15 protein-coding genes are annotated in these 16,073 nt (G+C 37.5%); 14 read left to right on the top strand and 1 reads right to left on the bottom strand.

Features of this window, described 5'->3' with window-relative positions:
• The first annotated feature begins 32 nt into the window (after nt 1-32).
• The 9 genes from Q1B07_RS04555 to sdaAA all read left to right on the top strand — a co-directional run bounded on the left by Q1B07_RS04555 (nt 33) and on the right by sdaAA (nt 9,891).
• Nucleotides 33-641, top strand: coding sequence for a dienelactone hydrolase family protein (locus Q1B07_RS04555; RefSeq protein WP_299089144.1), 609 nt, complete (start codon nt 33-35; stop codon nt 639-641).
• 166 nt (nt 642-807) lie between these two features.
• Complete coding sequence (locus Q1B07_RS04550; protein ID WP_299089146.1) at nt 808-1,542, top strand: PadR family transcriptional regulator; 735 nt, start codon at nt 808-810, stop codon at nt 1,540-1,542.
• Nucleotides 1,543-1,560: 18 nt separating this feature from the next.
• Entirely contained in the window at nt 1,561-3,300 is a 1,740-nt protein-coding gene (locus Q1B07_RS04545; protein WP_299089149.1) for an ABC transporter ATP-binding protein, read from the top strand.
• 56 nt (nt 3,301-3,356) lie between these two features.
• The gene (locus Q1B07_RS04540; protein ID WP_299089170.1) at nt 3,357-5,111 is read left to right on the top strand and encodes an ABC transporter ATP-binding protein; all 1,755 of its coding nucleotides are present in this window, start codon (nt 3,357-3,359) and stop codon (nt 5,109-5,111) included.
• 53 nt (nt 5,112-5,164) lie between these two features.
• Nucleotides 5,165-5,503: an antibiotic biosynthesis monooxygenase gene (locus Q1B07_RS04535; protein ID WP_299089150.1), complete on the top strand. Its 339-nt coding sequence runs from the start codon at nt 5,165-5,167 to the stop codon at nt 5,501-5,503.
• A gap of 97 nt (nt 5,504-5,600) precedes the next feature.
• Nucleotides 5,601-6,857 (top strand): sugar MFS transporter, encoded by a 1,257-nt coding sequence (locus Q1B07_RS04530; RefSeq protein ID WP_299089151.1) that lies wholly within the window; start codon nt 5,601-5,603, stop codon nt 6,855-6,857.
• 60 nt (nt 6,858-6,917) lie between these two features.
• On the top strand, nt 6,918-7,955 hold the full coding sequence (locus Q1B07_RS04525; RefSeq protein ID WP_299089152.1) for a hypothetical protein: 1,038 nt from the start codon (nt 6,918-6,920) through the stop codon (nt 7,953-7,955).
• 382 nt (nt 7,956-8,337) lie between these two features.
• Nucleotides 8,338-9,000 (top strand): L-serine ammonia-lyase, iron-sulfur-dependent subunit beta, encoded by a 663-nt coding sequence (gene sdaAB / locus Q1B07_RS04520; RefSeq protein WP_299089153.1) that lies wholly within the window; start codon nt 8,338-8,340, stop codon nt 8,998-9,000.
• Nucleotides 9,001-9,024: 24 nt separating this feature from the next.
• Complete coding sequence (gene sdaAA / locus Q1B07_RS04515; RefSeq protein ID WP_299089154.1) at nt 9,025-9,891, top strand: L-serine ammonia-lyase, iron-sulfur-dependent, subunit alpha; 867 nt, start codon at nt 9,025-9,027, stop codon at nt 9,889-9,891.
• 74 nt (nt 9,892-9,965) lie between these two features.
• On the opposite strand, the gene Q1B07_RS04510 is transcribed toward sdaAA, so the two are convergent.
• Nucleotides 9,966-10,418, bottom strand: coding sequence for a YndM family protein (locus Q1B07_RS04510; RefSeq protein WP_299089156.1), 453 nt, complete (start codon nt 10,416-10,418; stop codon nt 9,966-9,968).
• Between the two features lie 499 nt (nt 10,419-10,917).
• Here Q1B07_RS04510 and Q1B07_RS04505 point away from each other — a divergent pair, with 499 nt between their 5' ends.
• The 5 genes from Q1B07_RS04505 (at nt 10,918) to Q1B07_RS04485 (ending at nt 15,983) form a co-directional block, all read left to right on the top strand.
• Entirely contained in the window at nt 10,918-11,925 is a 1,008-nt protein-coding gene (locus Q1B07_RS04505; RefSeq protein ID WP_299089157.1) for a LacI family DNA-binding transcriptional regulator, read from the top strand.
• Between the two features lie 203 nt (nt 11,926-12,128).
• Complete coding sequence (locus Q1B07_RS04500; protein ID WP_299089158.1) at nt 12,129-13,454, top strand: sugar ABC transporter substrate-binding protein; 1,326 nt, start codon at nt 12,129-12,131, stop codon at nt 13,452-13,454.
• Between the two features lie 140 nt (nt 13,455-13,594).
• A complete protein-coding gene (locus Q1B07_RS04495) occupies nt 13,595-14,464 on the top strand; it encodes a carbohydrate ABC transporter permease (protein WP_299089160.1) in 870 nt (289 codons plus the stop codon).
• The gene (locus tag Q1B07_RS04490) at nt 14,454-15,341 is read left to right on the top strand and encodes a carbohydrate ABC transporter permease (RefSeq protein WP_299089162.1); all 888 of its coding nucleotides are present in this window, start codon (nt 14,454-14,456) and stop codon (nt 15,339-15,341) included. Before Q1B07_RS04495 ends, Q1B07_RS04490 begins: the two co-directional genes overlap by 11 nt.
• Before the next feature lie 30 nt (nt 15,342-15,371).
• Nucleotides 15,372-15,983, top strand: a complete 612-nt coding sequence (locus tag Q1B07_RS04485; protein WP_299089164.1) for a DUF624 domain-containing protein — start codon at nt 15,372-15,374, stop codon at nt 15,981-15,983.
• Nucleotides 15,984-16,073: the final 90 nt, after the last annotated feature.

Genomic DNA, 16,073 nt, shown 5'->3' with positions numbered 1-16,073 from the left:
AGTGTAATGAATAACAAAAGGCGGGAATTGGGATGACAACAGATATCATAGGAAAAGGGTCCTCCACACTAGTTATTGTTCTTCATGAAATCTATGGTTTGAACCAATTTATGAAGGAAACATGCAGGTTGATATCAGAGCTAGGTGCAGATGTTGTTTGTCCTAATTTAATTGATCGTGAAGTTCCTTTTGATTATTCGGAAGTAGACGAGGCTTATCGGCATTTTACTGAGAATATTGGATTTATCACTGCAATGAATAAGGTAAATTCAATTATTATGGACTTCAACGCAAATTATGAAAAAATCCTTATAGTAGGGTATAGCATCGGTGCGACTATTGCTTGGCTTTGCAGTGAGGATGAAAAGATTGATGGAATTATTGGCTTTTATGGTTCCAGAATAAGAAATTATACAGAAATATCACCAAAATGCCCAACACTGCTTTTTTTTCCGGAAAAGGAGCATTCCTTTCAAGTAGATGAGCTACTAAAAAAATTAGAAAAGGAAAATGTCCAGGTCCTTAAACTTGAAGGATTGCATGGATTTAGTGATCCGTATTCTCCAAATTATCATCCAGCTTCTGCACAGAATGGATTCGACAAATTACTGGATGTTGTCCAAACCGCAATAGATGACTAACTCTCTAGATTTGCTTCAAAATTCATAGATAGAAGAACTTAACACTAACGGCTCTATTAATGGGGCCGTTTTTTTTATGTCGATAAAAATAATCGATATATCTCTTGTATTCCATCAATATATCGATTAAGATTAATCGTAATTAAAACGATATGGAGGTTTCGTGGTGTCAGTTTTTAATAGACAGGATATTCTTACTATCCTAATTCATATAAGCCGTGAGGATATAAGCAGGGAAAGATTACAGGAAATTTTAAGAAACGAAATACCCACGGTAGGTGAGGTCATTGATTTTTTGCTTCAGGAAGAAATCATCTTATCGAAAAAGAATATGTTGTCCTTATCTGAAAAGGGCTTGAAAAGGTCACGTCACTTCTTTGAAAAGCCTTCACATTTAAGAGACAAAATGAAATCAAAATTTGCAAAGAGACGGGGGCTGATCCAACTAGCGATTCTCCAGCTTCTTAAAGAAGAGCCTAGACATGGTTATCAAGTAATGAAACTGTTGGAAGAGCGAAGTGGCGGGTTCTATTCCCCGAGTGCTGGTACGGTGTACCCTGCTTTACAGGATTTATTAGATAAAGAGCTGATATCAGTAGATGAACAAGCTGATAAAAAAGTGTATGCCTTAAAGCAGGAAGGATTGGAATTTCTAGAAGATCTTGTCCAGGACGATGACGAAGTATTCTGGGAGGAATGGCGTCTCCGCTTAATGTGGAAGCAATCTACTGAAGCAGCAGTGGTCAAAGCAGAAATGGATAAGTTTCAGCTCGAATTTCATTATGCGATGAGAGCTGTATTAACGAATCCAGCACTTGCAGAGGAGCTCGTCTCAATTATTAGGAAGGGAAGAAACGAACTCATTCAATGGTCAAATGAAACGGATAAAAAGGAAAAATGATAGGTAGGAGTAAAGATTATGAAATCTGTCAAAAAACTGTTATCGTTCACAAAGCCATATAAACTATTTGTCTTGCTTGCCCCGTTATTAATGGCGTTGGAGGTCACGATGGATCTCCTGCAGCCAATGATTATGCAAAAAATGATTGATAATGGGATTGCTAATGGTGATATGAATTATGTCATAAGCATGGGCATTCTTATGATTGGTGCTGCGGTAATTGGCCTCTTTGGGGGGGCAGGCTGCGCAATTTACAGTACACGTGCTGCGGTCAATTTTGCTACTGATATTAGAAGAGATGTGTTTAAAAAAGCAACATCTTTATCAAATGAAAATCGTGATCATATTGGTTCAGGTAAATTAATTACGATTTTAACTAGTGATATTTCCGTGGTTCAAACAGCATTGATGATGACGCTCCGTGTGTTTGTCAGGGGACCGCTGCTTTTTATTGGCAGCATTATCATTGTCTTTTTTCAGGCACGAGAGCTGTTTCCTCTATTGTTCATTCTAGTTCCGATTCTGCTATTTTTTATTATCCTGCTTTCCAAAAAGGCCGGTGTCTGGTTTAAGCGGGTTCAGGAAGGGATGGATCAGCTTAATACAAAGCTGCAGGAAAACATCGCAGGAATACGGGTTGTCAAAGCGTTTGTCCGGAAAGATTACGAGATTGGCCAGTTTAAGATTGTAAATGATACATTAACAAAAACAACAATACATGCTGATCAAATCATTACGGTCCTTATGCCGATTTTGCTGCTCGTCATTAATATTGGTATTGTAATTTCCCTTGTTCTAGGTGTCATGCCAGTGAATGGAGGAGCGCTTCAGGTTGGTGTGATCCTTGCGTTTATCAATTACTTGAACATTATCCTTATGGCTTTAATGTCAAGCAGTATGGTATTAATGCAGCTGATTCGTGCTGTACCGTCGGCTGCTCGGATTCAACAGGTGCTGGAAACAGAAAATAAGCTTGAAAGCAATACAGTTTCTGCCAATAACTTTTCGACCAATGGAACCATTGAGTTTAAGAATGTTTCTTTTTCCTATAGTAAAAATGGTGAACATGTTTTAAGGAATATTTCCTTTGTTGCTCAAAATGGTGAAAAGATTGGGATTATTGGTCCGACAGGCAGCGGAAAAACGACGTTAATGAAACTGCTGCCTAGATTGTACGACCCTGATGAGGGAGAAATTCTTATTGATGGAAAAAACATAAAGACGATAAATTTAGAAGATTTGCGTGCTTCCATTGGGTATATTTCTCAAAAACCGTTTTTATTTTCAGGAAGTATCAAAAGCAATCTCAAATTTGGAAAAACCTCTGCAACATTTGAGGAGCTAACAGCCGCATCAGAGGATGCATGTGCAGCTGAGTTTATTGAAAAGTTAGAAACAGACTATGAGCATCAGTTAACACAAGGTGCGACAAATCTTTCAGGTGGACAAAAGCAGCGCCTATCGATTGCGAGAGCCTTTATTCGAAAGCCGGCGATGTTGATTTTAGATGATGCTACTTCAGCAGTTGATGCACGTTCAGAAGCCAGTATTCTAAAGGCTTTGGAAACAAGGTATCTTCATACAACAACCTTTATCATCGCTTCTAAACTTTCATCAATTATTCATGCAGATAAAATCCTTGTGCTGGATGAAGGCGAAATGGTAGGACTCGGCACCCACCAAGAATTGCTTAGAAATTGCCCAGTCTATCAAGAAATATATCATACACAAGCACAAAAGGGAGGTGTAGTAAGTTGAGCAATCAATCCCTATCACGAATACAACAATCAACAGGCATCGGTCCAAAAGGAAGAATGACAGGACCAGCTGCTAAAACGAAGGATACGAAAGCAACCCTTTTGCGAGTGTGGAATTATATGGAGAGACATAAAGCAGGTTTGGTGTTATCTGGAGTTTTCGTCATCATTTCCTCCTTATTGAGCTTATTAGGACCTTATTATATTGGCGTGATTATTGACCATTATATTATCCCTGGGGATGTTACTGGGACAATCAGAATGGCAGTGATGCTGCTGGGAATATACATTGGTGCATCTCTTTTTACATGGCTGCAGGCGTATATGATGGTCAATGTATCGGTAAAAACAATTGGGAACTTGCGCGAAGATTTATTTACGAAGCTTCAGACACTTTCCTTACACTTTTTTGATCGTCATAAGCATGGAGACTTGATGAGCAGGTTTACAAATGATATTGATAACCTGAATCAGGCATTAAGTCAAAGTGTGATCCAAATTATCTCTTCTATCTTAACCATAGCCGGAGTGACGATCGCCATGTTTTCATTGGATTGGATACTTGCGCTTGTATCTTTTGTGACGATTCCGCTTATGCTGTTTGTAACAAGGAAGATTATCGGGTTCAGCCGGGAAAACTTTTCAAGACGACAAAAAGATATAGGAGAGCTGAACGGTTTTATAGAGGAATCGATAAGCGGCGGTGAAGTGATCACATTATTCGGTAAGGAGGAGGAAACATTTACACAATTTCATTCAGTGAATGAACGGTTACGCCAATCTGCGATGCGAGCTGATATGTTCTCAGGCTTCCTTGGTCCAATTAATAACTTCCTAAGTAATCTTGGATTGGGGCTAGTTATCGGTGTTGGTGCAATCATGGCGTTAAAAGGGATGACAACGGTGGGGGTCATCGCTTCCTTTGTTACCTATTCAAGACAATTTACTCGACCGATTAATCAGTTGTCAAACCTGCTTAATTCGATTCAAGCTGCTTTAGCAGGTGCGGAACGCGTTTTTGAAACAATGGATGAAGTTCCAGATCTAAAAGATAAGAAAGACGCACGTCCAGTCAATCGATTTCAAGGGGATATTACATTTATCGATGTTGATTTTAGCTATAACAATGATAAGAAAATCCTTTCGAATATTCATTTTTTCGCAAAAGCTGGTGAAATGATCGCCTTAGTGGGACCAACAGGCTCTGGTAAAACAACAATCATTAATTTGCTTATGCGCTTTTATGATATTCAATCTGGAGAAATTCTTATTGATGGCAGGAATATCAAGGATTATAGATTAAGAGAATTACGCAAAAGAATTGGAATCGTTTTGCAGGATCCTTATTTATTTTCCGGAACGGTAATGGAAAATATCCGCTATGGCAAATTGGATGCAACAGAGGAAGAGGTTATCCATGCGGCGAAAACAGCATCAGCCCACGGATTTATTAAACATTTGCCGGATCAATATAACACGGTGATTAAATCAGGAGGATCAAATATTAGTCAAGGACAAAAGCAGTTTCTTTCAATCGCAAGGGCGATTCTGTCCAATGCAGATATTTTAATTCTTGATGAAGCAACGGCAAATATTGATACTCGAACAGAGGTAGAGATACAAAAAGGGCTTCGCAATCTGACTAAAGGAAAAACATGCTTTGTAATCGCACACCGGCTTAAGACAATTGAGCAGGCTGATCGGATATTAGTTATCAAAGATGGGGAAATCATCGAGCAAGGAAACCATGAGGAATTATTGAATCAATTCGGGTTTTATCATGATCTTTACACAAATCAGCTGAAAATATAAGGATTATAAGATTGCTAGATATTATTATGAATAGATTTGAAAGGATGATCTACATGTTTGTTAACACTGCTGTTTTTGAAATTGAAAAAGCTTATGAGGAACGTCTTGTAAGAAAGCATGAAAAAGATAAATCAGAGCTTGGAAAGGCAAAAGGACTAGTTAATTTTGAATGCTGGCGCCGAGAAAACAAGGACACCGTAGAATTTGTTTACGTATCAAAATGGGAATCACATGACGCATTTAAAGCATGGATCTCAAGAGAAGAACATGTGAACGAACATAAAGAAATGAACAAACGGAAGAAAGAAAACCCACAAATAGAACAAGTAAAAATGAAAAAAACAATACGTGCATACGAACTTTATGAAGGGGACAGTCCCTCACTACTTTAAAGCGATGGGGGACTGTCCCCTTTTTCAAAAACCTTGTATACTAGTAAATAGTAAGTTTATGGATTTTAAAAATAAATATATAGAAAGGTTTTTGTGAATGGAATTAGAAACAGTACAACAGGTTCGTCAAAGCAGGCGATACATACCACTCCCTTTTCTCGTCATTTTTATTGGGTATTTAGTCTTTGGCTTTTCTGAGAATATTAAGGGACCGGCAATCCCGCGAATGCAAACGGATTTTGTGATCGATGAACTGCAAATTGGTATGCTTTTGGCGTTTAATTCACTTGGATTTTTGCTTGCATGCAGCTTTACAGGAGTTTTAACATCTAAATATGGAATTAAGCTTTCGAGCTTATTAGCATTTGGTTCCATGACGTTATCTGGATTTTTCATTTATTTTTCAAGTCATTATGCGATGTTTTCGCTTTCCTATTTCTTAATGTATATTGGCAACGGAATGCTTGAAATCGCTTTAGCGATCTTGGCTGCGAGGGTTTTTACGAAAAATACCGGATTTATGATGAATTTATCGCATTTCTTTTATGGATTAAGCTCAACCGCTGCTCCAATCATGGCGACCGGTCTAATGGGGATGCATCTTTTTGGTGGTGAATTAGGTTGGCGCGGAATGTATGTGCTAATGCTGTCCCTTTGTTTAATTCCGATGATTCCAGCTATTTTCAGCAGGTTTCCAGAGGATCATGCGAAAATTGAGGAAAGAATACCCTTAAAAGTGTATATAAAAGACCCTGCAGCATGGTTAATCATCACAATCCTTTCCTTAGGGGTGATTGCTGAGTTATCAATCGCCGGCTGGCTTGTTAATTTTTTAGAAAAATCTTATCAGTGGAGCGCGACCTCTTCATCTGTTATGTTATCCGTATTTTTCCTATGCTTTATGCTAGGAAGGCTTTTGCTTGGATTCGTGACAGATAAAATTGGATTTATGACCTCACTGATCATCTTTTCTGCCATTGCAGGTCTTGCAACAATTCTTGCTACGTTAATCGGTTCAACTGCAGTATGGTTATTTGCCCTTGCAGGTTTCGGAATTGCACCGATCTATCCTACAGTGATGGCATTATTAGCAAAGCGCTATCCAAATGGTATTGATGCAGCGATTTCCTTTACAGTAACCTTAATGGGGATTGCTGTTGTAGTGGGGAATTTTCTAATTGGCGCCATTATTGATATTTTCAAAGAATGGTTTAGCGGCCTTTATGGTGCGGAGATTGGTTTAACCCGAGGATTTCAGGCAGGTTTTATTTTTATTGGATTATGTGCTTTACTTTGTTCGGTAGCGAGTGTGATATTATATCGTTATTTGCAAAAAAGAAACGAAGTGTTGTAAAAGAATTGATCCCAGATGTACTTTATTCCATCGGTCAAATACTAATGAGAGGTGTTCTTGATGAAGGTTAGCAAGGCCATGTCAATTGCAACTGAATGGGTTTTACAGAATGCCAGTAAGGAAAAATGGTTTATGGGAGCGTATTTCAGCGGATCAACGGTGGGAATGCCTGAAGATGCAGAAATGTCACCGTATTCTGATGTGGATGTTGTCGTGGTCACTTCCAAAGAGGAAGTACCGCTTAAGCTTGGTAAATTTGTATATAAGAATGTATTGTTGGAAGTCACCTACTTATCATGGGATCTGTTCGGTACAGTCGAGGAGGTTTTAACTTCCTATCACCTTGCAGGCAGTTTCCGAGTGAATACCATCATTGCTGACCCGACAGGACATTTTCAGAAACTTTATACGGAAGTATCGAAGCAATTTGCTAAACGGGAATGGGTAACAAAACGTTGTGAAAATGCAAGAAGTAAAGTTGAAAATGGTATTCGCGGGTTCGATCATTCTGCGCCATTTCATGATCAAGTGACATCATGGGTGTTTCCGACTGGTATCACTACACATGTCATTCTTGTTGCAGCATTGCAAAATCCAACGGTAAGGCTTCGCTATCTCGCTGCTCGCAAAGTGCTTATGGAATACGGGTTTGCTGACGTCTATACAGAATTAATGGAATTGCTCGGCTGTGCCGACCTAACTCCTCAGCAAGTTGAAGGGCATCTTGATCAGCTTGCCCAAACATTTGATCTTGCTGCAGCAGTTTCAAAGACACCTTTCTTTTTTAGTACAGATATTACTTCAGCGGCAAGACCGGTTGTTATTGATGGAAGCCGTCATTTAATTCGTACAGGATATCATCGTGAAACAGTTTTTTGGATTGTCGCAACATTTGCACGGTGCCATAAAATATTAGCTGCAGACGCACCGCAAAGTTTGCAACGTGAACGAACTCCAGCCTTTGAAGCACTCCTTGCAGATATCGGAATAACAACTACAAGTGATCTTATTCGCAGAGGAAACGACGTGATCCAGTTTCTTCCTAAACTATGGAAGACAACGGAAAAAATGATTGATGCCAATACTTCTGTCTTTTAAAATTAGGAAAATATGAAAAGGCCGCTAAGGAATTATACTTTAGCGGTTTTTTCTCTATTCCGAATGATAAAATAATTCTACAGAAATAATATTAATTTCTGCTCTAATTGCCTTTCAAAAAGAAATGGTAGAATGTTACGTTCAATTAATATTAAGTTTAAATTGAATTTTACAAAATTTTCATAGGGGATAAAAAAACATTTTTAATATGTATATATTATGTTAAGATACTTTTGTGAAAAGGAGTTATGTGAAATTCTATCCATTCGGTAACATATACCTTGAAAGCGATTACAAAACGAAAAAATATATACTTGAAATAAATAAAAAGGGGTTCACAGTTTGTAAAAAATGCTGCATAAACTATTAGGGGTGAGAACAAATGAAATATAAATCTGCTTTTGATATTATCGGTCCGATCATGATTGGACCATCAAGCTCACATACTGCTGGGGCAGCACGTATCGGTCGTGTTGCAAGAACATTATTTGGTCGTGAACCAAAACGAGCTGTTATTTCCTTATATGGCTCATTTGCTAAAACATACAAAGGACATGGAACAGATGTAGCAATCGTTGGCGGTTTGCTCGACTTTGATACTTTTGATGAACGAATTCCCAAAGCCTTGCAATTAGCTGAGCAAGCAGGGATTGAAATTGAATTTATCGCTGAAAATATTGTGACTGATCATCCAAATACAGTTAGAATTCAATTATCAAATGGTGAACATAAGCTCGATATTGTAGGAATTTCAATTGGCGGCGGTTCAATTGAAATTACAGAATTAAATTCCTTTAAACTTAAATTGTCAGGCGAATATCCGGCGATTCTTGTTGTACACCAAGATCGTTATGGAGCAATTTCAGGTGTAACGAATATTTTAGCAAAATATCAATTAAATATTGGACGGATGGAAGTATCTCGTAAGGAAAAAGGCAATATGGCAATGATGGTCATTGAAGTGGATCAAAAGATCGATGACGTCGTCATACAGGAGATTGAGAGCTTGCCGAATATTACTCAAACGATCCGAATGGTCGAGTAATGACAGTTCTTTGGAGGGATAATGATGTTTAGAAATGTAACAGAGCTTGTTGCGCTTGCAGAAAGCAAACAAGTGAAAATAGCAGAAGTGATGATCCAACAAGAGATCGAAGTCACAGGTCTTTCAAGAGAAGAAATTATTGAAAAGATGGACCGGAATTTAACGGTGATGGAGCAGGCAATTGAACGCGGATTGAAAGGTGTTCAATCCTTTTCAGGACTTACAGGCGGGGATGCCGTCTTACTTCAGAATTATTTAAAAACTGGAAAAGCCTTGGCGGGGAATGTATTGTTAGACGCGGTAAGCAAGGCAGTCGCAACAAACGAGGTAAATGCAGCAATGGGAACCATTTGTGCAACACCCACAGCTGGTTCAGCAGGTGTTGTTCCAGGTACCTTGTTTGCCGTTAAAGAAAAGTTAAATCCAACACGAATGGAAATGATTGAATTTTTATTTACGGCAGCAGCGTTCGGGTTTGTCGTAGCAAATAATGCATCCATTTCAGGTGCAGCTGGCGGCTGTCAGGCGGAAGTGGGCTCTGCAAGCGGCATGGCAGCGGCGGCAATTGTTGAGCTAGCTGGAGGTACACCTGCACAATCGGCAGAAGCTATGGCAATTACATTAAAGAATATGCTTGGATTAGTCTGTGATCCTGTTGCAGGCTTGGTTGAAGTGCCATGTGTAAAGCGCAATGCAATGGGAGCTTCAAATGCAATCACAGCTGCGGATATGGCATTAGCTGGCATTAAAAGTAAAATACCTTGTGATGAAGTAATCGATGCCATGTATAGAATCGGCCAAAGGATGCCAAATGCTCTTAAGGAGACAGCAGAAGGAGGTTTAGCAGCAACTCCAACAGGAAAGCGGCTCGCCAAAGAAATTTTTGGCTAAATAGAGATATCGTTCAACAATAAAACCAACTGAAATCTAAAACGCAGTTGGTTTTTTGCATTCAAACGAGTTTTTTAATTTTTGTCTGATTTTTTTAGATCTGTAAAATCCTCTTCTTCTCCAAATTCTGTCCCAAAAGCTAATGAAGGATTTATCCCGGCATTTCTTCTTTCTGGAAGAGCTCCTGTAACACGCTCCTGTAAAAATAAATGAACAAAAACCTCAACTGCTGTTATAATCACGGCAGATATAATGCTCCCCCAAGCAATTTGCATATAGTTCTCTAAGAGGATGCTTCCGAAAATCCATACGCTTAAGTAGGTTAACACGAAATCTGCAACTGTTGCTGCCCGTCTCCCTAATTGCGGCAAAATAATACGATCTCCTAAAACATACGAAACAATAGTTACAAATAAACTAAAGGAAACAATATCCACTATCGTTGCATCAAAAAATAAATCTAAACCAAGGCCAAAAGCAATCATACATGTAACAAACTTTATAAGTAAAATCGTTAGTTGGTTCATTTTCATTACCTCCCTTTCATTAGTTTAGGTAAAAAATAAAGCGTTCATACATCGATCCGATAATTTACACCATAAAAAGACTCAAAAATAACGTATTCCAAAGCTAATTTGCAAGGACAACATTAAAGTCAAATTTTAAAGAAATTTAGTAAATATGGTTATGTTTATTTAGTATGAATACGCAATATAATAGGATTATTTTACTATTATAAAGTTAAGTTTCACTTGTCAGTTATACGAAAAGATAGGAGAAAAAATTTAGAAAAAGTAGTTGTAAGCGTTTGAATTTTCTGTTAATCTCTAAGTATGAAGTAAAAATTAGTTAATAAATAGTAAAAAACATTAGTATTTAAGTTAACTTGTTAACCTGATTTCATAACTATCCTTTAAGCAGCAATTTTTAGAAAAAAGGAAAAAATAGTATTGACTTGTTTCCCACCTTCGATTATATTCTTAGTTAAATAGATTAAAAGAAAACGTTTTCTTAAAAGGTGAAGAAATGAAATCAACGATAAAAGAAGTGGCTAAAAAGGCTGGTGTTTCGATTTCAACCGTTTCTCGAGTCTTGAATAACAATCAAAAGGGATATTCAAGGGAAACAAAAGAAAAAGTCTTAAAAGCAATAGCTGAATTGCAATTTTCACCAAATGCAATTGCCAGGGGACTTGTTAGGAAAAAGACGCAAACAATAGCTGTTATTATGCCAGAGCTCTCTTCTTTATTTTCCACAAAGGTCCTGCATGGGATCGAGGAAACAGCAAATGATCATCATTACAGTGTCTTTATTTGCAATGCATCCCTTAACGGTGAAAGAACCCTAAGATATGTTGAATTTTTAAAAGAAAAACAAGTAGATGGCATCATTTTTTTGAGTCAGAATTTAACAGAGCAAGTACATCAAGCACTTGAAAAAACCGACATACCAGTCATTCTTGTATCATCAATAAGTGAAGAATTTCCTTATCCTTTTGTAAAAGTTGATGACTATCAGGCTGCTTATGATGCAACAAGCTTCTTAATCGACAAAGGTCACACATCAATTGCCATGATAAGCGGTACGTTTAAAGATGCAATAGCTGGCAAGCCAAGGTTAAAGGGTTATCAACAGGCTTTGGCTGATCACGAAATAGAGCTGAATGATGAATTAATTGAATTTGGTAATTTTTCATATCAAAGCGGCAGTGCTTGTATGGAAGCATTATTAAATAAAAACAGTAAATTTACAGCAGTTTTTGCGGCCAGTGATGAAATGGCTGTCGGTGCTCTTAATAAGGCACACCAATTTGGAATAAACGTTCCAGAACAGCTTTCAATCATCGGCTATGATAATACACAACTTGCTGAAATGTCGTTTCCACGTCTGACAACGTTATCGCAATCATTAGAAAAGATGGGGGAGTTAGCTGTAGATCATCTTATCGCCATAATGAAGGATGAACCATTTAATCAAACCTGTATTCTCCCGCACTCGATAATTGAAAGAGAGACTGTAAAATCATTATTGTAGTCGACTTATTAGACAGGTTTATGGAACGATAAGTTCAGTCTCTTTACCACAACTAACAGAAATGAAAACGCTTTCTATTATTTCTAAGAACTTAAGGAGGTGAGGCATACTTATACATGTAGATTTTATCAAGCTTTTTTAGGTTTCGTTACTAGAAAGTGTCTAATCAAAAGTTACCGAATTATAAAATAGGGGGTAAATGTATGAAGAAAACAAAACTTGCATTTTTATTTCTTGTATTATTGCTTGTAATGGTACCGGTTCTACAAGGCTGCAGCGATTCTAGTAGTTCTAGTTCATCTTATTCAGGTTCAAATGGTTCTGGTGAAACGATTAATTTGACATTTTCAGCATGGGGAAATCCAGCAGAGATTAAAGTTTACCAAAAAGCTGTTGATGGATTCATGAAGGAAAACCCAAACATCAAAGTGAAACTTGTGCCAATCCCAAGTGATGGGTATATTCAAAAATTGCAGACACAACTTCAAGGAAGTCAAGCTCCAGATGTATTCTACGTGGGTGACGGTGATATTTCAAAAATTATCGAAACTGGAAAATTAGCTCCGCTTAGCGAATTTATGAATAGTTCAGAAAGCTATGCAAAACCTGAGGAATTTGCTGAAGGTTTATGGGGTGCTGCGAAAAAAGATGATGAAATTTACGGTATTACTGTTGACTGTAACCCAATGTTACTCTACTACAACAAAAAATTATTCTCAGAATTAGGTATTAAATCTCCTCAAGAATATTTCGATGCTGGTGAATGGAATTTCGCCGCAATGGAAGAAGTGACAGACCAATTACGTGATGGCGGAAAATATGGATTTATCGCAGATAACGGCTGGGCTTCTTTATTTAGCTGGATTTGGGCGAATGGGGGAGAAATTTATGACAAAGAAACTGGTGACTTTGTATTAGACCAAAATCCTAAGGGAACCGAAGCAATGGAATTCCTTGCAAAAATGGTAAAAGACAAAAACTTCACGTATACTGGATCTCTTCCAAAAGGTCAAGGAGCAGAAGCAATGTTTATGTCTGGACAAGTTGGAATGGTTGCTGCAGGCAGATGGTTTACACCATTATTCCACGAAAACAAATCTTTAGAGTGGGATTATATTTCTTGGCCATCAAACACTGAAAACAAAACCGAGCCAGTTGCAATCCCAACAGCATATATGGCTGTAAATAATGATTCTAAAAACAAAGAAGCAGCGATGAAATTCGCATCTTACTATACTTCTACTCTTGGACAAAAAGACCGTTTAACTGGTATTGGTAACGCAATTCCATCTGTCAACGGTATTGATGAAGTTGTAACAGAATCAAAAGTTCCTGAGCACGTAGACGTCATCATTAATGCTCGTGAGCAAGGATTTGCTAATGCTATCCAATCAACCATTCCAGGATTGGACAAAGAGGTTAATGACATTATGGACTTAATGTATCTCGGTAAAGACGATGCTAAAACAACAGTAGACAAACTTGCTAAAAAAGCAAAAGCAATGATTGAGGAACACAGAGCTGAGTAATTAGTCAATTAGGGGCCTGTCTTAAAAAGGGTCTGACTCCTCCAATTTACAAATAGTTCTGCTATATTGTATTCGGTGAGTTTTGACCCTTTGATTTAGAGACAGTCCTCTCCTTATCAATACAAAAGAAGGTGATACCATTGAGAAGTCGTCAAAATCTCTGGGGTTATACGTTTCTTGCACCTCAGTTAATCGGTTTATTAGCATTCTCATTAATTCCAGTGCTTTTCACATTAGCGTTGAGCTTTATGAAATGGGACGGATTTGGAGCAAAAGAGTTCATCGGTCTAGCAAATTATAAAGATCAATTCACAGAACCTGATTTTTGGAAAGCATTAATAAATACTGTATACTACACCATTCTTGTTATTCCTTTTAGTATCGGAATCTCATTAGCTGTTGCTATTGCTTTAAATAAAATTAAGGGAAAAGACTTTTATCGTTTGTTTTATTTCATGCCAGTAGTAACAAGCTCTGTATCAATCGGGGTCATTTGGATGTGGATTTTAAACGGTGATTTCGGAATCCTCAACCAACTTTTGGCGAATATTGGAATTGAAGGGCCGAAATGGCTGACAGATACAAAATGGGTTATGCCTTCAATCGCTTTGTTAAGTATCTGGTGGGGATTAGGTCATAACATGGTTATTTTCTTAGCAGGGCTCCAAGGGATTTCAAGATCCTATTATGAAGCAGCTGAAATTGATGGTGCAAATAAATGGCAGCAATTCCGTCATATTACATTGCCGTTATTGTCACCAACAACATTCTTTATCACGATTATGGCGATTATTTCATCCTTCCAAGTCTTTGACCAAGCGTTTGTTATGACAAGTGGAGGACCAGCAAAATCAAGCTATACATTCGTCTATCATATTTATGAAGCAGCATTTGTTGACTTTGAAATGGGCGTGAGCTCGGCTGCTGCGATGATCCTATTCGTTATTATTCTATTGTTTACTTTACTCCAGTTTAAGATGTCACAAAGGTGGGTTCATTATGAAGACTAGTGATGTTCAAACGAAAACGGTTGTTGATCGAAATATTTCAGTGAGCCTTGGTAAGAAAATTAGACCAACAAGAATATTGCTTCACATTGTGTTAATCATCGGTGCTTTTTTAATGGTCGCGCCATTTTTGTGGACCATTAGCAGTTCGCTTAAGGATATGTCACAAATTTTCCTTGTTCCGCCGAAATGGCTGCCAGACCCAGTAACCTTCCAGAATTATCCGAACTCATTAACAGCCATGCCATTTGGAAAAGCGTATTTTAATAGTTTTTATATTACTGCCCTGGTTGTGTTTTTAAATATATTAACTTGCTCTATGGCTGCATATGCCTTTGCAAAAATTCGCTTTCGAGGTTCAAATGTTTTATTCATATTATTTTTAGCAACGATGATGATTCCAAAGCAAGTCACAATGGTTCCGCTTTATATAATTATGGATAAACTTGGCTGGATTGATACCCATTTGGCTTTAATTGTGCCCGCTGGTTTATTTAATGCTTTTGGTGTGTTTTTATTACGCCAATTTATCAAAGGGATTCCAAATGAGTTGGAGGAAGCTGCTGTCATAGATGGTGCAAATCCTTTACGTATTTATTGGAGTGTTATTTTACCTTTAATACGCCCAGCTTTGGCTGCGTTCGGTATCTTCTCTTTCATGGGCATTTGGAACGGTTTCCTTGAGCCATTAATTTATTTGTCAACACCTGAAAAGTTTACCGTGCCTTTACTGTTAAATACATTTAAAGGTCTATACTTTACAGACTGGTCATTAATGATGGCAGGAACAACGATTTCTATTATTCCGGTCCTTGTCGTATATGTCATTGCGCAAAAACAAATTATCGAAGGTATTGCTTTGACTGGTTCAAAGAGTTAATAAGTAAAAATGTGGAACGGGGTGGTTCATATGAATAAATTAATGAACATATTTGATTGGATCTATCGCTTACTCTACCTGAATGCATTGTGGGTATTATTTACACTTGCAGGTTTGGGTGTCTTTGGACTTTTCCCTTCCACAGTATCAATGTTCTATATTGCAAATGAATGGATGAGCGGAAATAAAGATATACCAGTTTTTAAAACATTTTTCACTAAATTCAAAGAAGAATTTCTTCGTTCACAGCTGCTTGGAATACTTTTAACAGCGGCTGCTGGACTCCTTTATTTTAATCTTCAATTCTTTTTTCAAAAAGAAGGAACATTCTTTTTTATGCTTCGTTATCTTATGATAACTGTAGGCTTTTTATTTATCATCATGCTCCCGTTTATGTTCCCGCTTTTTGTCCAAAAAAGACTTTCGCTTAGAGAATTTTTAAAAAATGTCTTATTTGTAAGTATTACAAGAATATTTCATAGCGTTATGATGGTTGGAGGATGCTTAACGATCTTTGTTGTCTTTACCAAGTTTGCCGGTTTGTTTATTTTTTTCTTTGGAAGCGCTATGGCTTTTTGGTTAACATGGAACACCAAGGTTGCCTTTCATAAAATTCAACAAAAGCGTACTGTTTATCAATGATCCTATTATAAAACCTGAATTATTCATACCTTCTCTCAGGTCATGCATTTAATCAAAAATTAATTACATTTCTAAGTTTTTAAAAGAATG

This window comes from uncultured Metabacillus sp. (assembly GCF_947503125.1).
GTDB lineage: Bacteria > Bacillota > Bacilli > Bacillales > Bacillaceae > Metabacillus.
This window is presented reverse-complemented; position numbering and strand designations above follow the sequence as displayed.

Coding starts and splice junctions, on each gene's coding strand:
- Q1B07_RS04555 (WP_299089144.1), top strand. CDS start 33: ATGACAACAGATATCATAGGAAAAGGGTCCTCCACACTAGTTATTGTT.
- Q1B07_RS04545 (WP_299089149.1), top strand. CDS start 1,561: ATGAAATCTGTCAAAAAACTGTTATCGTTCACAAAGCCATATAAACTA.
- Q1B07_RS04540 (WP_299089170.1), top strand. CDS start 3,357: ATGACAGGACCAGCTGCTAAAACGAAGGATACGAAAGCAACCCTTTTG.
- Q1B07_RS04535 (WP_299089150.1), top strand. CDS start 5,165: ATGTTTGTTAACACTGCTGTTTTTGAAATTGAAAAAGCTTATGAGGAA.
- Q1B07_RS04530 (WP_299089151.1), top strand. CDS start 5,601: ATGGAATTAGAAACAGTACAACAGGTTCGTCAAAGCAGGCGATACATA.
- Q1B07_RS04525 (WP_299089152.1), top strand. CDS start 6,918: ATGAAGGTTAGCAAGGCCATGTCAATTGCAACTGAATGGGTTTTACAG.
- sdaAB (WP_299089153.1), top strand. CDS start 8,338: ATGAAATATAAATCTGCTTTTGATATTATCGGTCCGATCATGATTGGA.
- sdaAA (WP_299089154.1), top strand. CDS start 9,025: ATGTTTAGAAATGTAACAGAGCTTGTTGCGCTTGCAGAAAGCAAACAA.
- Q1B07_RS04510 (WP_299089156.1), bottom strand. CDS start 10,418: ATGAACCAACTAACGATTTTACTTATAAAGTTTGTTACATGTATGATT.
- Q1B07_RS04505 (WP_299089157.1), top strand. CDS start 10,918: ATGAAATCAACGATAAAAGAAGTGGCTAAAAAGGCTGGTGTTTCGATT.
- Q1B07_RS04500 (WP_299089158.1), top strand. CDS start 12,129: ATGAAGAAAACAAAACTTGCATTTTTATTTCTTGTATTATTGCTTGTA.
- Q1B07_RS04490 (WP_299089162.1), top strand. CDS start 14,454: ATGAAGACTAGTGATGTTCAAACGAAAACGGTTGTTGATCGAAATATT.
- Q1B07_RS04485 (WP_299089164.1), top strand. CDS start 15,372: ATGAATAAATTAATGAACATATTTGATTGGATCTATCGCTTACTCTAC.